Consider the following 19,523-nt stretch of genomic DNA (forward strand, 5'->3'; position numbering starts at 1 on the left):
AACAGACGACTCACGTGGCAAGGTCTTTGTTGTCAAACCCTTCATTATTTTCTACAGTAGGCCACTTTTTTCGATTTCTCGTTTTTCTGACAAGGGCATTGCTATGAACCCATCGATTACCGCGGTGGTGCTTGCCGCCGGCAAGGGCACCCGTATGAAATCGGCACGCGCCAAGGTGCTGCATGAGGTTTTTTTTCAGCCGATGATCCGCCACGTCCTCCTCGCGGTCAACGAGGCGGGGATCGACCGGTGCGCAGTCATTGTCGGCCATCAGCGGCACGAAGTTTTGGCGATTCTCGACGGCTACCCGATCACGCCGGTTATCCAGGAAGAACAACTCGGAACCGGCCACGCCGTCCTCTGCGCGGAGATGGCCTGCGGCCAAGCGGACTTGGTGATGATACTCTGCGGCGACACCCCGCTTATCCAGGCCTCCACCCTCCGGGCCATGATCGCCGCGCACCGGCAACAACAGGCACCCCTCACCCTTATGACGACCCTGCTCGACCAGCCCTTTGGTTATGGCCGCATCCTCAGCAATGAGCAAGGACAGGTTCTGGCTATTGTTGAAGAAAAGGACGCCACCGAGGAGCAGCGCCGTATCCGGGAAATCAACGCCGGCATTTATTTGGTGGATCGGACCTTTCTTTTTGACGCCCTTTGCCGGGTCGGCACGGACAACAGCCAAGGCGAGGTCTACCTGACCGACATCGTCGCCATCGCTAATAAACAAGGATTATCTGTCCACACCTTCGTTCACCCCCTGGCCATCGATGTCCTGGGCGTCAACTCGCGCATCGAACTGGCCCAGGCGCATGCAACCCTGCAACTCCGCCATAACCGCAACCTGATGCTCGCCGGCGTCACCCTGTATGCGCCGGAAACAACCCTCGTGGCTCCGGATTGCGCCATCGGCCAAGACACGGTCGTCGAGGGTAATGTTCGGATCAGCGGCGGCTCAACCGTGGGCAGGAAGTGCCACATCGGCAGTGGTTGTGTGCTGCATGACTGCCAGCTAGGCGAAGGGGTGAGCGTCGGGGCCAACAGCGTGCTTGAGCATTGTGTCATTCCAGAAGACGGCATGGTACCGCCGCTGACCTATCGAAACGGTTGATACCCCAGCCTGCTCACCATATACACCAAACATCTGTATCAACCTTGAACGACAGGGGAGGCTCCAGGCCCCCGGATACCCTACTCCACCTGCCATTCTGAACGTTTACCGCCCTTCCTTTGGAGCCTTGCGCACAATGACTGATCTTAAAAAAATGTATTCCACCCTTCTCGGCGACTCCTTCCCCATGGAAATGACCCTTTCTTTTGGCGACCAGACGCTTGTCTACCGAAAAAAAACCTGGAAAATCCCCACGGCTGACGGCACCGTCGAAGAACGGGGCCTGCGCTACGGTGAAAACCCGGACCAGGAGGCGGCCCTCTACGAACTGGTGAACGGCAATCTGCTGCTCGGCGACTGCCGCTACATCGAGCCGGGCAACGGCCTGGTCAGTGCCATCACGGTGGATGACATGCTGCAGGTGGGCAAACATCCGGGTAAAATCAATCTCACCGATGTCGACAACGGCCTCAACATCATCAAGTACCTGATTGATAAACCAGCGGTGGTCATCCTCAAGCACAACAACCCCTGCGGCGCTGCCATCGGCTCCAGCCTGGCCGATGCCTACAACCGCGCCAACCGCTGCGATCGAATCGCCGCCTTCGGTGGGGCTGTGGTCACCAGCCGCCCGCTCGACAAACCAACCGCCGAGTTGATGGCGGATAATTACCTTGAAGTGGTCTGCGCCCCGGATTTCGAGGAAGGCACCTTGGAAATACTCGCCCGCCGCAAGAACCTGCGAGTGATCCGCATGGCCGGCATCGCTCGTTTGGCTGATTATGAACATCACCGCTTCGTCGATTTCAAATCACTGATCGACGGCGGCATCATTGTTCAGCAATCGGCGGTCAACTCCATCCGCTCAGCCACAGACCTAAAACCCGCCACCGCCACCTATAAGGGCGTGGCTTATAGCTGCGAACGCCAACCAACACCACGCGAGATCGAGGATATGCTCTTCGGCTGGGCGATCGAGCACGGCGTCACCTCCAACTCGGTTATCTATGTCAAGGACGGCTGCACCACCGCCATCGGTGCTGGTGAACAGGACCGGGTCGGGGTTGCCGAAATCGCGGTGCACAAAGCCTATGCCAAATATGCCGACATCACCTGTTTTGATGCCCATGGACTTCCCTACGTCGATATGGTCGCGGAGATCGAACGTGGCAAGCGGGATAAGTCCGACAAGGAGGCAATCGACGCCAAAGTGCTGGCGGCGCGGGCAGGGCTGCCGGGTTCGGTGATGATCTCCGATGCCTTTTTCCCGTTCCGCGACGCCGCCGATATCGGCATCCGCGAAGGGGTCACAGCCATTCTCCAGGCTGGTGGCTCAATCCGCGATTTTGAATCGATTCAGGCCTGCAACGAGGCCAAGCCGCAGGTTGCGATGATGTTTACCGGCCAGCGCTCCTTCAAACATTAAGCCCGCCGGAATATCAACAACCGGGAGTGGCCTCAGAAGCTGCTCCCGGCCTCACACTTCCTCCCATCCCCCTTTGGCCGCCGAACGCAGGCAGGCCTCACAGACACGAACCGTCGCTACGCCCTCCTCTCCGGGTATCGGGTTGGGCTGCTGCCCCCGGAGACATGCGAGCCAATCCCGCAACAACGGCACAATGGTGCTCACCGGTTCGCTGGTCTCCAGAGGAAGGCGCTGTTGCCCGCAAATCAACTCGCACACATGGTGGACCTGGTCGCCGTGTAACTGTCCCTTACCACCGATGAATTCAAACCGCCCGGATCGGGCCGGCCCGATCTTGGAACAATCCACCGTGCCGATCACCCCGTTCGCCAACTCCACCAGCGCAATCAGCTGATCTTCCAGACGTGAACTGTGCAGACAACGGATCCTTGCCATCACCCGGACGATCTCCTGCCCGGTAATAAACCGGAGGGCATCAAAGACATGAATGGCCGAGTGAAAGGTCACCCCGGATCCGGCCAGCGAAGGGTCGTCGAGCCAGGCCATCGTGGCCGGTTCGAGACGCTGATTGGCCGTAAAACTGTACAGTGCTCCGATGCTGGCCAATTGTTCGCGCAACATCCTAATGACCCGATTATAACGCAATGTCTGGCCGATGGTCAGCGCCACTCCCTGCCGGACAAAAAGGTCGTGGATTGTGATCGCCTCCGGGACGGAAACCGCCATGGGTTTTTCCAGCAGCATTGGTTTGCCGGCCAGAGCACAGGCCGTGGCGACGTCCCTATTCAAACTGGGTGGTAAGGCGGCAATAACGCAGTCGACCTCTGGATCGGCAACTAGGTCGAGCCAATCGGTGTGCAAACGGCAGGCCCACTGAGCAGCCTGAACCTTTCCCTCATCGGAGCGGCGGCTGATTGCAACCAGATCTAGGCCCTCAACATCTTCCAGGATATGCTGAGCATACCGACTGCCGTGCTTACCCGTGCCAATCACACCGACTCTCCACGGGGTCTCTGTTCGATTCATTCGCTTCACTGTGCGCAGTGTTCTTGAGGAGATGTTCCCCTGGTGGATTCCGCTCGATTGGTCAAAAAAATTCCAGGTCAAAAAAGAGTTGCGAACAACAGCAAAAGGCGGCGCCAAAACGGAGATGAGTACAAGCACATGGGGTTGCGGGGCGTCATGGGGCCTGAACTGCGGCCAAGACAACCACCTAAAGTTTCCATTTAACGCAGAGGTCAATAAAGATCTTCACGAGGACTCTCGCAGATTCAGCTCCCTTTCTCGCAAAGGCAGGCCCAGTTGTCCGGCAGGTTCGACGGATCGAGACCCATCGCAATAGCAAAGGTGAGGAGGGCTTCGGCAGAACAGTTGATTGAAGGTGACCGTTTTCCGGAATTCACCTCGTCCAGTTCCAGACGAAGGTAGGCCAATAAGGTCTCAGCGGCGGTCAGTTGGAACTGCTCGTACGGACAACTTATTTTTTCACTGAAGCGGACAAAACGATACCAGTTGTGATTCGCCCGACGGATACCCCGAAACAGCGAAAGATCCCGGTTGACCACATCAAGATCACGAAGAATAATCTCCTGATAGCGTGCCAGAGCCGCTTCGTGCAGCGGCTTGACTTCCGCCAGTGACAAATGGAGCCGAGGACCGTCTTCATCCTCGCACAGATAGTACAGACTGCTATGCAGTGCCACCTCCGGAATCTCGCCGGAATGGCGGACAAGCAGCACCTCTTCTTCCAGGAGAGCGTCGCGCTCGCTGTTGCTCATTGCAACTCCTGGCTGTCGTCGCCATCATCCAATTGATACAACTCACGAATGGTTTTAATCCGATCGGGCAGGCCGACACAGTGGTTGTCGCTCTTCAAATAATGCAGGGGCGGATACACCACCTTTCCGGTAATGGCGGCCACCATCTTCTCCAGCCTCTGGCGCGCCGGTTCATCCATATCCTCAAAGCGGCCCATGGTTTTCTCGACTTCAAAACGCACATGCTGCTCGACCATGCCTCGCAATTGCACGATGGTCGGCGTTGATTCCATGTTTGCCAGCCACTTGCCAAATTTCAACCTTTCCTCTGCAATGATCCGTTGCGCCTTGACAGCCTCTTTGTCACGCTCGGACTTATTCATTGCAACGACACTCTGCAAGTCGTCGATATCGTAGAGGTAGACGTTGTCCAGGTCGTTGATGGCCGGATCAAGGTCCCGGGGCACCGCGATGTCGATTAAAAAGAGTGGCCGATTGCGCCGTTCGCGCATCACAGAACGGACATCTTCTTTATGCAGAATCAAATCGGGCGCCCCGGTTGAACTGATTAGAATATCAACTCGTTGCAGCTGCCCCAACAACTCTTCCAGGGAAACCGCCTGACCGTTGTAGCAGCGGGCCAGGTTGATTGCCCGCTGCAAGGTGCGGTTGGCGACAATGACCTCAGCTACCCCCTGACCGACCAAGTGCTCCGCCGCCAGCTCCGCCATCTCGCCGGCACCAACCAGCATGACCTTTTTCCCGGCAAGATCACCAAAAATTTTTCTGGCCAACTCAACTGCGGCATAACTAATGGAAACCGCATGGGCTCCGATCCGGGTTTCCGTCCGGACCCGCTTAGCCACGGAAAACGATTTGTGGAGCAATTTATTGAGGATAAACCCGCTGCACCCGATTTTGGTAGCATGCCGGTAGGCCTCCTTCAGCTGCCCCAGAATTTGCGTCTCTCCAACAATCATCGAGTCGAGGCTAGCCGCCACCAAAAACAGATGCTCTACCGCCTCGGTGTTAACATACCGGTACACATATTGGTCAAGCTCTGCGGCGGTGATGCTCCTGGCAAACAACAGTTCCAGCACCCGGTTTTGTGCCCGTTCAACATCCGCGCAGGTAAAAAGGACCTCAACCCGGTTGCAGGTGGACAGCAGGTAGTACTCCCGCAATTCCTCCAATTGCCCCAAAGCCCGCAGTGGTTCCTCGTAACCAGACGAAAGAGCCAGCTTTTCTCTGACAGCCAGCGGCGTTGTCTTGTGATTGACGCCGAGCAAGACGATGGCGTCACGAGACATAGGTATGGACCCCTTCCAGGAGAAAAGAAACACCCCAAAGGGTAAACAAAACAGACAGAAAGGCCACGATGCTGAGGATGGCCACCCTCCGTCCCCGCCAGCCGACGGTGAAGCGTTGATGAACAGCGGCGGCGTACAAAAACCAGGTAACAAGGGACCACGTTTCCTTGGGATCCCAGTGCCAATAGGCCCCCCAAGCCTGCTTGGCCCAGAGTGAGCCGGTAATCAAGCCAAGGGTGAACAGAGGGAAACCTACACTAAGGCAGTGATAATTGAGCTTGTCGAGGGCATCCAAGGAAGGCAACCGGGAATAAAATAGCCCAAACCGCTTCTTTTTGATTTCACGTTCCTGCAGCAGATACATAATGCCGCCGATGCAGGCAAGGGCAAGAAAACCATCGGCGAACAAAGCGATCGAGGCATGGACCGGCAGCCACCAGGATTGCAGGGCCGGAGGCAAGGGGACGATACTGCGCGAAGAAAGAGATGCGACCAGCATCAATGCCAGCACGAGAACGCTGACAAAGATGCCCAAATTTTTCATTGTATATCGCCAGCGGAAGGACAGGTAACAGCACCCCAAGGACCAAGCAAAAAACGAGACCGTCTCGTGATGGCTGGTGATGGGAGTGTGCCCGGTTTCGACGGCACGGGCAATGATATTGACGGCGTGGAGAAGAAAGGCGACCAGGAAGATTACTCGCCCGGTTCGACGCAACGCGGGCTTCTGGTTGAGGAAAAACACCAGATAGGCTGCGGCGGCTAACAGATACACCAAGACGCTGCCCTGAAAGAGCAAAAAACTCATGGATTCTCCTTAATCAAGCTCTCCAAATCACGGCCAACCGGTCGACCGAGCACGCTCTCCAGGTGCTGCTGGACATTGTCCCATCGGCGCTCCCTGAGCCAATCGACTATATCGTCATGGAGGATCTTTTGAAACAGAATCTTTGTCTTCTCCGAGTCGCCCTCTTCTGCCAGAATCTGATTACGGAGCAGGGCCGCAAGGGCAGTGAGCAGCCCATACTCCTTGCCAAATTCGCGGTCGAGCCGCTCCCTGACCATGGCCGCCACGGCCGGACTCCTGCCATTAGTGGCAACACTGAGGGTCAGCTCACCCCGGCGGACGGTCGCGGGCACCTGAAAATCGCACCATTCGGGTGCATCGGCGACATTGATGAGCAACCCGGCGGTTTTGGCGTCAAGGTGGATGACCTGTTGCACCTCAGCGTTGTTGGTGGCGGCAAAAACCAAAAAAGCCCCGTCAAGATCGGATGCGGTGTACATTTGCCGACGCCATTCAATGACCTGCAGATCCGCCATCTCAGCCAATCCAGGGGTGACCACCGGACTGACCACCCGGACACGGCCGGTTGCCGCAAGAATCCCCCGGACCTTACGCTCGGCGACCCCACCCCCTCCGATAACCACACAGAGTCGATCGGAAATGTTGAGACAAAGTGGATACACAGTGTGCTTCACCGATCCTTGTTCTGCCGTTATAGACATGCCATCATGGGGTCATCCCTCTTCTGTCCTCGGATAGGAGTCGATCAACCCCGCGGTTGCAACCGGGTGAGGAGAATAATTTTATCCTCATCCAGACTTTTCAGCTTTCGTTGCGAAGCAGAAATACGATACTCCTTTTCGGCCATTTCCAGGAACGGCGCGAGGCTGCGACGATTACTGTCATGCGCCAGATAGATAACACCGTCCGGCTTGAGTGCCTTGCGGAGCACGTTAAGGAGGGGCTTGAAAAATTCTTCCCGGAAAAGAATCTCAGCACCGACGATGACGTCATACTGCTCCATTTCCGGCGGATTGAGCCAATCCAACATGGCAAACCGCACCGTGTCCAATTTACTGGCCGCCGCATTGATCCGTTCAAAATCAAGAATCAGTTCCTCATAATCGGTCAAGGTAACGGAAAAACCGGCGGCAGCAGCGGTCAATCCCGGAGCGCCCAACCCAGCGCCAAGCTCCAGCAAGGTGGTTTCCTGTTCATGGGGTAGTCCGGCGATAAACTCCGACAGGACAATGGCCGCTTCCCACAATCTGATCCAGAAAGGAAAGGTGGAGACATCCTTCAACGGATCCTTGCCTTCAAGTATCTGTTCCAAATCCGTTATCTTGAGCAGTTGCAGTTTATGCTCCCTAATCTTGAGCGGTTCAAACGCCACCGTATAACGATCTTTGACAGTATTGTACAGTGACCGCTCATAGGCCGGCAAGGTCTGGGGATCCATCGTGTTTTCTCTCTTGAACGAAGGAGAGACAGGCAACCAGAGAGCGGCAACGGGATAGTCGATAAAAATATCGACCTGCACCACAGCCCTTCTCTCTATCCAGCCACTCTCGCAATTTTAAAAAAGCTGGGCCAAGCCTGCACCCAATCTTAACCCGTGGTGAATAAAAAAAAAAGAGCGGGTCGATTTTCATCGGCCCGCTCTTGAGATCGGCAAAAACTCTTCAGGCTATCAGCAACCTTCCAGACCTTTCTTGGCTTTCACGGTAACAGTGTCGCCTGCTTTAAAGTCAGCCTTATCACAGGTTATAGTGGCTTTTACGCCATCAACACTGTCAACTGTGCATTTGGCGGCAAAGACTGCACCTGCGCTCAGCACGAAAGCTGCGGCCATCATTGTGATAACGATTTTTTTCATGGTAGTCTCCTTTATAAAATGGGTTGTACAAACCAAACTCATTGCCTCTTTCCAATGGCATAATTTAAGAAATACCGCTCAGATTGTCAACAGCAATCCATCGGGAAAGACAGCAGGGTCGGTGAATCAAAGCACTGATTCGATATCTCTTTCGAGGTGCCCACGAGAAACGAATCCTGGATATTTTTTCACTACCTGACCATCTCTATTGACAAGAAAAGAGGTTGGGATCGCCACCACGTCACCAAAGTTATGCGTTGTTGTTCTGTCCGCCATCAAAACCGGATAGTTGATACTGGCCTGTCGCACCAGTCGTGCGACAGCTCCCGAACCGCCTTCATCTACCGACAGGGCGACGACGACAAATCCCTGTTGATGAAATTGGGCGTGCAATTCTTTCAGTGTAGGGATTTCCTGAAGGCAGGGCGGACACCAAGTTGCAAAAAAGGTGATCAACATGGCTTTTCCCTTATAATTCTCACTGGTGACAACGGAACCGTCAACCGCAGCAGGCAATGAGAAAGCAGGCATATTGACTGCTCCCTGCGCCTGTGAGGAAAAAACAAGAAGACAACAACCAATGATGAGTTTATTTATCGTATTCATATTCACATTTCAGTTACAGAAGCGAATACCTGCAAAGGTAATCAAAATCCCAAAAGGGTATGCCATTTCGGTAATCCCGATACTCCCGGATCGGACAAGCCCCATTTCATTCACCAGGATAGCCATCTTACCCACCCCTTCAGGCCTTGATGTCAAGGAGTCCTTGCATCATTTCGTCGGCTGTCTGCAGGGTCTTCAGATTGGCCTTGAAGCCATGCATATTGAGCATCATATCGGGGAGTTCTTCGCCAAGATCGACGTTCGACAGCTCAATCATCTCTATCCCCTGCCCGGTCTGCTCGGCGACAAACGCGCCCGCAGCATCGACTTGCTCAACGGCTGCCTTGACGCCTTGCGGCACTTGCGCCGACAGAACCACGCGGTCTTTCTTGAAACTATCAGTGTTCAGATTGGCGACATTATGAGCATTGTTCTCGATTTTAGTCGTGAATGCCCGCAACCCGCTTACGGCTGATTGAATTCCAGAAATCATGGCCACCCTCCTTGCAAAGTAAAAACAACATCTCTTGCTTAATACTAGCAAGAGCAACGCCACTTGACAAGCCAAGGCTATCTTTTTCAGCCCATCAGTGGGATAGCTTCTTTGAAAACCATTGCACCTTTACCTTGTTCCGGGTAGATAGTTCTGCGTATCTCAAGTAACGTTCAGTGTTTACTTTTGAAAAAACCTCCTCTTTCCTCATACGCTTATGATTCCGCGACTCTATCTTCTCGCCGCCCTTTTCATGCTCATGCTCCCCTTGTACGGAGCGTTTGCCAACGTCGTCGACCGCAGTGTTGCCATTGTCAACGAAGATACGATCACGCTTTCCGAGGTGAATGAACTCGGCAAATCGTTTTTCAAAAAAATAACGGATGAGACTCCCGCTGATCGGTTAAGCGAAACCTTACAGCAGGCTCGGCTCACGGTGATCGACAAACTGATCGACAAAAAACTCCTGGTCCAGGAAGCTAAAAAAATCGGCATTCAGGTGAGCGATCAGGACGTAGAGAACGCGTTGCAGCGGGTTCTCGCCAACAACAAGACGACCATGGAAGAATTCCGCAAGGAGTTAAGCGCCATGGGCATGAGCGAAAAACAATATCGAGACGAACTGCGGGAGCAGGTATTGAGTTCAAAGCTGATTAACCACGAAGTACGCACCAAGGTGGTTATCTCGGAGGAAACAATTCTCGACTACTACGACACCCATTTCACCACAAAAGTCGGCGGCAGTGGCTATTACATCCACCAAATCGGCTGTACATGGGGTACTGCAAACCAGAGCGGAACTACACCCACTCAGGCGGAGGCCAAGGAAAAAGCGAAAAAGGCGCACAAACTTGCCGTGGCCGGCGACGACTTCAAAGAACTTGCCAAAAAATATTCTGACCTGCCCTCAGCCGCCGAAGGAGGTGACTTGGGAAACTTTCAACAGGACGAAATGGCTCCCTATATGCGCGATGCTGTTAGCAAACTCAAACCCGGCGAGATCAGCCCGATTGTCGAAACTGAAGACGGGTATCATTTTTTTCAACTTGTCTCCAGTCAGGAAGGAAAAATCATCGCTCATGAACCCTACGAGTCGGTCAAGGAACAGATCCGCGAAAAGTTATCCCAGCAGGCCATGGAGCTCCGCTTCAAGGACTTATTGAAGTCTATCCGCGAAAAAGCCTACATCAAAATCCTCTAACATTCCGGATTAAAATAATAAATAAGTAACTGCAACCGTTCCTCTGTCCGGAACACCCCCTTCATTTAACTCAGCTCTTGATTTGAGGGCGCCGAACATTGATTTAAAAGTATGAAAAACGAGGAGCCCCATTCGCCCCCCCTTTCCGAACAGCAACGCGTTGGCGAGCAACTGAAGCAGTTGCGCCAGGATAAATCGTTGACTCTGGACGAGATTGCAGCGAGCACGAAAATTTCGCAATCTAATCTCCGTGCCATTGAATCAATGGTGTACGACAAACTCCCCGCCGACACCTTTACCAGAGGGCAGATAATCTTGTATGGCTCTTTTTTGGGTATGGATGGCCGCTTAGCCGCCGACCAGTTTTTCACTGAACGAGACGGGGGAAAAAAGCCCTTCATCTCCTCTTTACAAAAGAGCCTGAACCATCAATCACTCACACCTAAAAAACTGGCTGAGCCAACTCATGTGTCCTCGGCCATCATAGCTGGCATCCTCTTGCTGCTCATTGTCTTTTCATTCACCGGATTTTGCCTCTATTTCTCCTGGAATCCCTTTGCGTTCCTAACCGGCAAAACCTTCAATCTCACTTCTTCTCCAAACAACATCTTTCATCCGGCAGATCCGGCCACCAGCAATGGCAGCACCCACAAGCAATTGAAATTAAGCGCCCTTTTCAAAAAGGACAGTCGTATTCTCGTCTCACTGGACAATAAACAATCCTTCGAACAGCAATATACCCAGGGAACAAGCGCGCACTGGGAGGCGGAAAAGCAGCTCCAACTCGAATTCTTTCAGCCTGACAGCGCTGAGCTGCACCTTAATGGGTCGCCCTTGCCTTTCCCCGATGGTGCGGCTGGTCATTACAAGCTCCGCGTCCCCCCCCATGCTCTATCCGCTCCATGAGCCTCCGCAGCACCAGTGGGATTGTTTTAAAAATTTCCGGACACGGTGAAGCAGACAAACTGGTGACCTTCTACTGTCCCGACCTTGGAAAAGTGACCGGTATCGCCAAAGGTGCAAAAAAAAGCAAACGACGCTTTGTCAACAAGCTCGAAGAATTCTCTCACCTGCACATTTTTTATCGACCACCGAGAGGGTCGTCAGGATTATTCTTGCTCAGCGAAGCGGATTTACTGACCGCGCATCTATCGCTCCGAACGAATTTCCAGAGATATGCTGCTGCGATGTACCTCTGTGAACTGGTTTTACGGTTCACCCACGATAACGACCCCGATCCGCGCCTCTATGCCTTGCTGAAATGGGCGCTCTCCGCCCTGGATCATGAAAAGACACCACAAAAAACCGTTACCCTCGCGCATCTGCATCTCCTCGATACCGCTGGGTATCGGCCGGAATTCAACCGATGCCACTCTTGTCGTCAGGTTGTCGGTTCCGGTCACACCTACATGTTCCTGCCGGAAACAGGTGCCCTCCTTTGCAGCAGCTGTTGCCCCCGGCAGGAAGGCCGTTCTCCCTGTTTATCGGTGCAGACACTTCGTCTCCTTGCCAATGCGCAACTCTTTGACCTTGACCGGCTTCATCGATTGCAATTTACTCAGCAATCGCTCTCCGAGGCGATGGACGCCTTGCATTATTTTACCCTTCACCTTTTGCAACAGGATGTGCATTCGTGGAAGATCCTCCGCTCGTTTGTTGCTGGCCGAAATCCATCACAAATTCCCCGACCCATCACTAAGAGCAACCTTCCTCTGGCTTGACCTAAAACGATCAACCGCACGTGGTTCTTCTCCACAACTATTCTCACTGTTATTATCAACAATTAGAAGAGATGACTCTTGACTGTCCCGGGGTTTTCATTTATTCATCGCACAGTCTGCTGCCGCGCCCCTCTTGGCGCGTCCGCCATATGTCCAGGGATTGGAAGAGAAACTGGCTCGCCTATATCTTACGCTGCTTTTTCTTCCAGCGTCCCATTACCCTTCTTGGTTTTCGTCTTGTTTTTGCTATTAGAATGTTAGTTTTTTGTCCTCGGCCAGGAGCGGTTTGGGTCAATTACAAGAACCGGTCCTCTTTTATTTTTTTTAACCCCACTCACATGCTATGAACCGTTCCGGCCTTATCATCACCTTTATCATGGGCTGCCTTGCTGTACTCCTCTGGGGAGTGGTCAATGCACCCAATATAGAGCCATCTTGGCCCTCCAAAATCCAAGGGTTCTCCTTTTCGCCTTTCCGGGAAGGACAATCTCCCAGCAAACAGATCTATCCGACCGTTGAAGAGATCGACCGGGACCTGGCGTCATTGGCGGGCGATGTCCATGCGGTCAGGGCCTATACCGTTGAGGACACCCTGGCCGAGATCCCCCGGCTTGCTGCGGCACGGGGACTCAACGTCGTGCTCGGTGCCTGGATCACTCGTGACAACGAAGCGAACGAGAAAGAGATTGCCAAGCTGATCAAGATTTACCAGGAGAACCATCGCAACATCATTCGGGTGCTGGTTGGCAACGAGGTTCTGCTCCGAACTGACCAAACCGTGGACCAGATGATCAAGTACATCGACTTCACCAAAAAATCCATCGTAGCCCCGGTGAGCACAGCGGAACCCTGGCATGTCTGGCTGCAGAATCCCAAACTGGTTGAGCATGTAGATTTTATCGCTGTTCACTTCTTGCCCTACTGGGAAGGGATTCCCGTTGACGAGGCGGTCGACTACTGCGTGATGCGCTATAACGAACTAAAACAGGCCTATCCCGGGAAAGAGATAGTCATCACCGAGGTCGGGTGGCCCAGCGGTGGCCGGATCAGACAAAAGGCCGTCGCCAGCCCAACCAACCAGGCCAAGTTCCTCCGCCGTTTTCTTGATGTGGCCGAAAAGAACAACTACACCTATTACATCATGGAGGCATTCGACCAAATCTGGAAAAAAGATCTGGAAGGAGAAGCAGGAAGCCTCTGGGGTGTATACAACGATCAACGGCAACCTAAATTCGAGTTCACCCAGCCGGTCATCCGTATTCCCCATTGGCGCGGACTGGCAGCCCTCAGCATTGCCCTGGCCGTTGTAATTCTGCTCTTGCTGTTCAGAGACAGCAAGGGCTTGCTTGATCGTGGCCGTGGCTTTTTAGCACTCATCGCTTACGCTATCACCACCTTCGCTGTCTGGGTGGTCTATGATTTTCAGCACCAGTACATGACGACGTCTACCCTGGTGGTCGGCATAGTCCTGCTGTTCGCGGCGACCGGCGCCATTTTAGTTATTCTAGCCGAAGCGCATGAATGGGCCGAATCCATGTGGATCCGCAAATGGCGGCGCTTGCCGCAACCGGTCACAACGGAGGCCATTGCCGACGACGACCTCCCCATGGTCTCGGTCCATGTCCCTGCGTACAATGAACCACCGGACATGATGATCCAAACGATCAGCGCTTTGGCCGCTCTGGATTATCCACGGTTCGAGGTCCTGGTTATCGACAACAACACCAAGGATCCAGCGACCTGGGAGCCGGTGGCTGCCTATTGTCAAACCCTGGGACCGCGCTTTCACTTCTTTCATGTCGATCCACTCGCCGGCTTCAAGGCCGGTGCCCTCAACTATGCCCTCCGGGAAACAGCTTCTGAGGCGGAAATAGTTGCGGTTATTGATAGTGATTACATCGTCGATCCTGATTGGCTCCGGGCTTTGGTCCCACAATTTGCCGACGAAAACATGGCGATCGTCCAGGCACCCCAGGATTACCGGGATGGCGAAGAAAACACTTTTAAAGCCATGTGTTTGGCCGAATACCGCGGTTTCTTTCAGATCGGCATGGTGACCCGTAACGAACGCAACGCCATCATACAGCACGGCACCATGACCATGGTCCGGCGTAAGGTGCTCGATGAGGTTGGAGGCTGGGCGGAATGGTGCATCACCGAAGATGCGGAACTGGGCTTGCGGATCTTCGAACAGGGCTATGCGGCCAGTTACACCCCCTACAGCTTTGGTAAGGGGTTAATGCCCGACACCTTTCTGGACTACAAAAAACAGCGATTTCGCTGGGCCTACGGCTCCGTGCTCATCCTCCGGCATCACATGATGGCCATGTTCGGCCTGAAACCGACCAAACTCACTCGGGGCCAGCGATATCATTTCCTTGCCGGCTGGCTGCCCTGGTTTGCCGACGGCATCAATATGCTGTTCAACATCCTGGCCCTGGGCTGGTCATGGGGCATGATCCTATTTCCCGATTACCTGTCACCACCCCATATTGTTTTCGCCTCTTTGCCCGTTGCCTTGTTTTTTTTCAAGAGCCTGAAAATGTTTTTCCTGTACCGCTCCAGGGTGAGTGCATCCCGTCGGCAGAGTCTGGCTGCGGGTCTTGCGGGCTTGGCGCTCTCCCACACTATTGCCCGGGCCATGCTCACCGGGTTCATCACCCAGCGCATCGGCTTTTTCCGGACACCGAAAAATGCCCAAGCCAACGCCTTTTTCAAGGCACTGGGTGATGCCCGCGAGGAGTTGCTGTTCGTGGTGGCCCTTGTCCTGGCGATTGTCGGCGTACTAATGCGGAAAGACGGGGACATGCTTGATATCCACATCTGGGCGGCGGTGCTGGCGATTCAAGCTATTCCCTATAGCGCCTCAGTGGTGGTTTCGCTGATCAGCGGCCTGCCCAAGCTGCCGGCCAAACTGGTCGGCGTCATGGCTCCGCTTAGGGGATTGAGTGAGGATTAATTAAGTGGACCGGATCAGCTCGAGCAATTCCTCGGCGCTGATCCGGGTACTCACATCGGCGCCTTCAAGCAGGGAGTTAGCAAGATCTCGTTTCTCTTGATGAAGTCGAACGATCTTTTCTTCGATTGTATTGGCGGTGACCAGCCGATAGACGGTGACTGGCCGTTTCTGGCCGATGCGATGGGCTCGGTCGGCGGCCTGGTCCTCAACCGCGGGATTCCACCAAGGGTCCATGTGGAGCACATAATCGGCGGCGGTCAGATTCAACCCCAAACCGCCGGCCTTCAAACTGATCAGGAACAACTCCCCTTCCCCTGCCTGAAAACTCTCCACCTGCTGCTGCCGCTCTTTCGTTGAAGTGGTGCCGTCCAGGTATTTATAAGAGATCCCCCGTTCATCGAGAAAGGCCCGAATCAAGGCCAGATGACCGGTGAATTGGCTGAAAACTAAGGCCTTGTGTCCACCTCCCAGCAACTCTTCGACCGTCTCGGCAAAAACCTGGAGCTTGGTTGAGGCAATATCAACCTGGTCGTTTATCAGTTTAGGATTGCAGCAGGCCCGCCGCAAACGCATGATTTCCGCCAATATCCGCAGATGCCTCCCCGTTTTTTCACTACTGCCCTCGATGTTCTCGATAGCCTGTTGCCTGAGAGCCTCGTAGAACTGCCTTTCTTCCGGATGCATTTCGACCCGTAGGGTTATCTCCGTCCGCGGCGGCAATTCTTCCAGGACCTGCGATTTAATCCGCCGCAACATGAAGGGACGGATAAGCTTTTTCAGTGTTCTTCTCGCCTCCCGGTCGTGATATTTCTCGATGGGAATACCAAATCTCCGGTTAAACTGCTTGTAGGTTCCCAAGAGTCCGGGGTTGATAAAACCAAAAAGATTCCACAACTCTCCCAAATGATTTTCAATGGGTGTACCGGTGGTGACCAAACGAAACCTCCCATCCAATCGCATCGCGGCCTTTGATCTCTTGGTGGCCGCATTTTTAATCGCCTGCGCCTCGTCCAATACAATCGACTGCCACTTGACCTGGGCCAACAGTTCTATTTCCTGCTGCAACAAGGTGTAACTGGTGACCAGCAAATCAAATTTTCCCAGCGTCGGTATGATTTCGTCTCGGTTGGTTTCGGAAAACATGTGGAAATTGAGCGTCGGGGCAAAACGATTCACCTCGGCCTCCCAATTCATGCACACCGAAGTGGGAGCAACCACCAAAGACGGCCCCTGATTGGCCAGACTGAGGATCACTGCAATCGACTGTAGGGTCTTGCCCAGCCCCATGTCGTCGGCTAGACAGGCGCCAACTCCGAGATGGGCCAAACGGCTCATCCAGACGAATCCCTCCTTCTGATAGTCGCGCAAATCAGCCTTCAGTGTCGAGGGGAGCTTGGGGGTCAGCTCCTGGGCCTCGTTGATCGCCTGCAACCGCTGCCGCCACCCCTGGTCGGTCTGGGTCTGTGCCTGGTGGGTCAGTTCCTCCAAGGCTATAGCGGCCAGGGGATGAATCTTGACCTCGAGCTCGTTGCCCGGCTGACTGTTACCGTAGAGGATGAGTTCCTCCAGCCGATTACGAAATTCCTGGGTCAAAGCGAGAAACTGGCCTTCCCCCATGGGAATGAAACGGCTTCTGGTTTCCCGGACCTTGTCCAGCAAGGTCTTGAGTTCCATGACTTCGTCCTGATCGATCTGCAGTTGCCCCGTAAGGGAAAACCAATCCTGCTGACTGGTGCGAATGTTCAAATTCAACTGGTTAACTCCGGCCTGTCGGCGAACAGCCAGCTTCTCCCCTTCCGGCCATTCCAAGATCACCCGCTCTTTGATCTCCTCGATCTCAAGGAGCACCTGCAGGCACTCTTCGGGATCGACCAGATGCCACTCCCGCTTGTTCTCCTGCTCAAAGTCAATGGCCAGGTCGAGCATAGGACAGCCTTCTTCGATCTCCCGCGCCTTCTCCTCCTCCAGACGCAGGTTCCGTTTCGTCCGCACCCGCCTGCCGTCAATCTCGGCGATGATATTGGCAACTCCGACGCCGGGTTTCTGATACGGGCCACCATGAGTGAAGGGCCGGACAAACAACTCAATGCGAAAGCCGCTGCCATACGGGATGATGTGGATGTGAATGGTCGAGTCGCTCTCCACCATTTCGGCGGTGACACCCTGCCCTGGCACCTCGATGGCCGAATGGACGGTCATGAAAGAGGCGATGTTGCCAATAGCGTCCAGCAACTGGCGGCTGGCGGCTAGCGGGACAAGCAGCCCTTCCCTTCCGGTTATCTCAGCCACTTTCCGATGTTCCTCACCTATGCGGATGACACGAAAACGAGTGGGCGTTTCCACGCAGACGGCTACGGTTCCATCGCCGATATCCTGGGAAAAATGAATGAAGAGCGATTCGCCCTTGCGTTCGACCACAAGCTCAGGTTCCCCGGCAACGATCTCAACTGGCGTCTGAGGCGATCGTTTGAGAAAAACCAGGGGATGCCCGATAAGGGCGGGGAGCGCCTTTTCCGAATTAAAAACATAGCCGCCGTTCTTGCCCCCGCTTTCCTCTGCCTGATACAGTCCTGCACAAATCAACCGGTCCTGACTGGTCAGATAGTCGATCTCCCGATCAAGAAGCAGCCGTTGATAGGCAATGATCCGTCCCTTGGTCCAACTTCCGGCGGCCGATCTCTTCTGCTCCCTGGGGGTCAGTTCCAGCGAGCCGTTGGCATAATCAACCAGCCAGCAGAGGCGCGTCAATCGTTCCGGTTCCCGAATCTTGCTGGTGAAATCGATCAGCTCCTGCAGGCTCTGCTTCCAAGGGGCATTCGGAGCGATGATTTGGGTCAGGTTGCGACATTTCAGTTGAGCAGCCAAATCCAGGGCCGCCTGCTTCATCGCTCTATGGTCGCTGTCAAGAGCTACAAGCAACTCCGCAGATTCCATGGCGACCCAGAGAAAACCGCTGTTGAGTGCCTGCTCGTGCAGGTGAAGCAACATTGCTTGAAAATTAGGCGGCACTTCCACACCCATCCAGTGGAGTGACAGCATAGCCACCAGAGAAGTCAAGCACCGCTCATCGGCTACCAGTCCCTCGGTGAGCGCCAGCATATCCGGTAGGGCCTCATCGCTTGAACGGAGTACCGCATCAAGAAAACGATACGGTATCTCCTCGGGACAGCCTTGACAACGATACAATACCGTGGCAACGGCCGCGCGGACACGATCACGATCTCCCGCTCCGTCGCGGGCAAGAAGAGCAAAGATGCAAAACAGGCCTGTGACGCCGAAGAAAAAACAGGGCTGGTTGCCGGCATACTGCTGCAGATGCTGCAGGTCTTCATCAAACAGCTCCAGAGCCTGCTCAGTATCGCCTGCAAGAAAAGCTACTGATCCGGCAAAGCCCGAACCGAGAAAGGATTCGCTATGACGCTCCAAAAGTTGCCGCAAATCATCCAACCGCCCCTGCAGCAGATAGCAACTGGCCAGTAAACGGCGAAAGGGGACGCGCTCGTCCGGAGAAACAGTCTGGGCCTGCTCGTCCTCTAAAAAAGTGAGAATGGCAGGAAAATGATGGAGTCGTTCCAGCGAATAACGGATCACCTGATCCAGAAGGAAAAATTGAAACGAACCGGGCAGGGACGCAAACCAAACAGGATCAAAAGCGCGAGCAGCGACCAGCACCGCAGGAGGCTCGGTTTCGAGATAGCGGTGGCACTCCCCCTCCAAAAAAACCAGGGCCTCGTCCAGTTTGTCGAAGTCCTGACTGTACAGACCAATACGAAATTGCCGGATGGCCCGCCAGCATCTGGTCGGCCATTTCCCGTGCGTGTAGTCCACAGGAGCGGTCTTTTCAACCAGGGCAGTCAGCAGGAAAAAGCGATTCTGGGATAAGGTCTGGCGGGTCAGAAATTCGGCCAGTGCAGGGGGGCATTGATTTTTCCCGTTGAGAAAACCTTTACGCCTGAATCGAGCGACCATCTCGCTGATCTCGTCGCTGCCGATGCGCCTCCCCCCCAAAAAAGCGGGGTCGAGAGTGGCTAGGCACCGGGCGAGAAAGCTGACAGAGACCGGTTCATAGACAATGGAAATGAACTGCAACAACAGTTGTTCTTCTGCAGGGAGGACAGAGACAGCCTGAAGATCAACAGCGCCCTTGGACGCCGGAGCTGATATTTTCGTTGGAAGCGGGTCAATAATTTCTTTCAAAATGTCCTTTGTTCGCCTGAAGTTAACCGTCTTGCCCTTGGCCATGAACAGGCAGACCATGAAGGATCATCACAAA

The 19,523-nt window shown here is 54.2% G+C and carries 16 protein-coding genes; 6 read left to right on the top strand and 10 right to left on the bottom strand.

The window, feature by feature from the left end; translation table 11 throughout:
* The first annotated feature begins 103 nt into the window (after positions 1 to 103).
* Entirely contained in the window at positions 104 to 1,114 is a 1,011-nt protein-coding gene (locus ACHZCX_RS07325) for an NTP transferase domain-containing protein (RefSeq protein WP_319586577.1), read from the top strand.
* A 136-nt stretch (positions 1,115 to 1,250) separates the two neighbouring features.
* Positions 1,251 to 2,540: an IMP cyclohydrolase gene (locus ACHZCX_RS07330; protein ID WP_319586578.1), complete on the top strand. Its 1,290-nt coding sequence runs from the start codon at positions 1,251 to 1,253 to the stop codon at positions 2,538 to 2,540.
* Positions 2,541 to 2,591: 51 nt separating this feature from the next.
* On the opposite strand, the gene ACHZCX_RS07335 is transcribed toward ACHZCX_RS07330, so the two are convergent.
* From ACHZCX_RS07335 to ACHZCX_RS07375, 9 genes are all read right to left on the bottom strand, one after another.
* Positions 2,592 to 3,533, bottom strand: a complete 942-nt coding sequence (locus tag ACHZCX_RS07335; protein ID WP_319586579.1) for a Gfo/Idh/MocA family oxidoreductase — start codon at positions 3,531 to 3,533, stop codon at positions 2,592 to 2,594.
* 278 nt (positions 3,534 to 3,811) lie between these two features.
* On the bottom strand, positions 3,812 to 4,318 hold the full coding sequence (locus ACHZCX_RS07340; RefSeq protein ID WP_319586580.1) for a hypothetical protein: 507 nt from the start codon (positions 4,316 to 4,318) through the stop codon (positions 3,812 to 3,814).
* A complete protein-coding gene (gene hemA, locus ACHZCX_RS07345; protein WP_319586581.1) occupies positions 4,315 to 5,607 on the bottom strand; it encodes a glutamyl-tRNA reductase in 1,293 nt (430 codons plus the stop codon). Before hemA ends, ACHZCX_RS07340 begins: the two co-directional genes overlap by 4 nt.
* Positions 5,597 to 6,415 (bottom strand): c-type cytochrome biogenesis protein CcsB, encoded by an 819-nt coding sequence (gene ccsB / locus ACHZCX_RS07350; RefSeq protein WP_319586582.1) that lies wholly within the window; start codon positions 6,413 to 6,415, stop codon positions 5,597 to 5,599. Before ccsB ends, hemA begins: the two co-directional genes overlap by 11 nt.
* Positions 6,412 to 7,116, bottom strand: coding sequence for a bifunctional precorrin-2 dehydrogenase/sirohydrochlorin ferrochelatase (locus tag ACHZCX_RS07355; RefSeq protein WP_319586583.1), 705 nt, complete (start codon positions 7,114 to 7,116; stop codon positions 6,412 to 6,414). The genes ccsB and ACHZCX_RS07355 overlap by 4 nt, the downstream gene beginning before the upstream one ends.
* 44 nt (positions 7,117 to 7,160) lie before the next feature.
* Positions 7,161 to 7,937 carry a methyltransferase domain-containing protein gene (locus ACHZCX_RS07360; RefSeq protein ID WP_319586584.1) on the bottom strand — a complete coding sequence of 259 codons (777 nt, stop codon included), beginning with the start codon at positions 7,935 to 7,937 and terminating at the stop codon, positions 7,161 to 7,163.
* 147 nt (positions 7,938 to 8,084) lie between these two features.
* Complete coding sequence (extJ, locus tag ACHZCX_RS07365) at positions 8,085 to 8,270, bottom strand: selenite/tellurite reduction operon protein ExtJ (RefSeq protein ID WP_319586585.1); 186 nt, start codon at positions 8,268 to 8,270, stop codon at positions 8,085 to 8,087.
* Positions 8,271 to 8,396: 126 nt separating this feature from the next.
* Entirely contained in the window at positions 8,397 to 8,876 is a 480-nt protein-coding gene (locus ACHZCX_RS07370; protein ID WP_319586586.1) for a TlpA disulfide reductase family protein, read from the bottom strand.
* A 139-nt stretch (positions 8,877 to 9,015) separates the two neighbouring features.
* The gene (locus ACHZCX_RS07375; RefSeq protein ID WP_319586587.1) at positions 9,016 to 9,369 is read right to left on the bottom strand and encodes a flagellar basal body rod C-terminal domain-containing protein; all 354 of its coding nucleotides are present in this window, start codon (positions 9,367 to 9,369) and stop codon (positions 9,016 to 9,018) included.
* A gap of 217 nt (positions 9,370 to 9,586) precedes the next feature.
* Here ACHZCX_RS07375 and ACHZCX_RS07380 point away from each other — a divergent pair, with 217 nt between their 5' ends.
* The 4 genes from ACHZCX_RS07380 (at position 9,587) to ACHZCX_RS07395 (ending at position 15,250) form a co-directional block, all read left to right on the top strand.
* The gene (locus tag ACHZCX_RS07380) at positions 9,587 to 10,570 is read left to right on the top strand and encodes a peptidylprolyl isomerase (protein WP_319586588.1); all 984 of its coding nucleotides are present in this window, start codon (positions 9,587 to 9,589) and stop codon (positions 10,568 to 10,570) included.
* A gap of 111 nt (positions 10,571 to 10,681) precedes the next feature.
* Positions 10,682 to 11,476 carry a helix-turn-helix domain-containing protein gene (locus tag ACHZCX_RS07385; protein ID WP_319586589.1) on the top strand — a complete coding sequence of 265 codons (795 nt, stop codon included), beginning with the start codon at positions 10,682 to 10,684 and terminating at the stop codon, positions 11,474 to 11,476.
* Positions 11,473 to 12,291, top strand: coding sequence for a DNA repair protein RecO (recO, locus tag ACHZCX_RS07390; protein WP_319586590.1), 819 nt, complete (start codon positions 11,473 to 11,475; stop codon positions 12,289 to 12,291). Before ACHZCX_RS07385 ends, recO begins: the two co-directional genes overlap by 4 nt.
* 343 nt (positions 12,292 to 12,634) lie before the next feature.
* Positions 12,635 to 15,250 carry a glycosyltransferase gene (locus tag ACHZCX_RS07395; protein WP_319586591.1) on the top strand — a complete coding sequence of 872 codons (2,616 nt, stop codon included), beginning with the start codon at positions 12,635 to 12,637 and terminating at the stop codon, positions 15,248 to 15,250.
* Here the strand turns inward: ACHZCX_RS07395 and ACHZCX_RS07400 are convergent, their stop codons facing one another.
* A complete protein-coding gene (locus ACHZCX_RS07400) occupies positions 15,251 to 19,507 on the bottom strand; it encodes a DEAD/DEAH box helicase (RefSeq protein WP_319586592.1) in 4,257 nt (1,418 codons plus the stop codon). It abuts the gene before it with no gap.
* Between the last annotated feature and the right edge of the window lie 16 nt (positions 19,508 to 19,523).

Source organism: uncultured Desulfobulbus sp. (genome assembly GCF_963662935.2).
Classification (GTDB): domain Bacteria; phylum Desulfobacterota; class Desulfobulbia; order Desulfobulbales; family Desulfobulbaceae; genus Desulfobulbus.

What these genes read in the sequence shown, in the direction of transcription:
- ACHZCX_RS07325 (WP_319586577.1), top strand. Translation starts at nt 104, where the DNA reads ATGAACCCATCGATTACCGCGGTGGTGCTTGCCGCCGGCAAGGGCACC.
- ACHZCX_RS07330 (WP_319586578.1), top strand. Translation starts at nt 1,251, where the DNA reads ATGACTGATCTTAAAAAAATGTATTCCACCCTTCTCGGCGACTCCTTC.
- ACHZCX_RS07340 (WP_319586580.1), bottom strand. Translation starts at nt 4,318, where the DNA reads ATGAGCAACAGCGAGCGCGACGCTCTCCTGGAAGAAGAGGTGCTGCTT.
- hemA (WP_319586581.1), bottom strand. Translation starts at nt 5,607, where the DNA reads ATGTCTCGTGACGCCATCGTCTTGCTCGGCGTCAATCACAAGACAACG.
- ccsB (WP_319586582.1), bottom strand. Translation starts at nt 6,415, where the DNA reads ATGAGTTTTTTGCTCTTTCAGGGCAGCGTCTTGGTGTATCTGTTAGCC.
- ACHZCX_RS07355 (WP_319586583.1), bottom strand. Translation starts at nt 7,116, where the DNA reads ATGTCTATAACGGCAGAACAAGGATCGGTGAAGCACACTGTGTATCCA.
- extJ (WP_319586585.1), bottom strand. Translation starts at nt 8,270, where the DNA reads ATGAAAAAAATCGTTATCACAATGATGGCCGCAGCTTTCGTGCTGAGC.
- ACHZCX_RS07370 (WP_319586586.1), bottom strand. Translation starts at nt 8,876, where the DNA reads ATGAATACGATAAATAAACTCATCATTGGTTGTTGTCTTCTTGTTTTT.
- ACHZCX_RS07375 (WP_319586587.1), bottom strand. Translation starts at nt 9,369, where the DNA reads ATGATTTCTGGAATTCAATCAGCCGTAAGCGGGTTGCGGGCATTCACG.
- ACHZCX_RS07380 (WP_319586588.1), top strand. Translation starts at nt 9,587, where the DNA reads ATGATTCCGCGACTCTATCTTCTCGCCGCCCTTTTCATGCTCATGCTC.
- ACHZCX_RS07385 (WP_319586589.1), top strand. Translation starts at nt 10,682, where the DNA reads ATGAAAAACGAGGAGCCCCATTCGCCCCCCCTTTCCGAACAGCAACGC.
- recO (WP_319586590.1), top strand. Translation starts at nt 11,473, where the DNA reads ATGAGCCTCCGCAGCACCAGTGGGATTGTTTTAAAAATTTCCGGACAC.
- ACHZCX_RS07395 (WP_319586591.1), top strand. Translation starts at nt 12,635, where the DNA reads ATGAACCGTTCCGGCCTTATCATCACCTTTATCATGGGCTGCCTTGCT.
- ACHZCX_RS07400 (WP_319586592.1), bottom strand. Translation starts at nt 19,507, where the DNA reads ATGGTCTGCCTGTTCATGGCCAAGGGCAAGACGGTTAACTTCAGGCGA.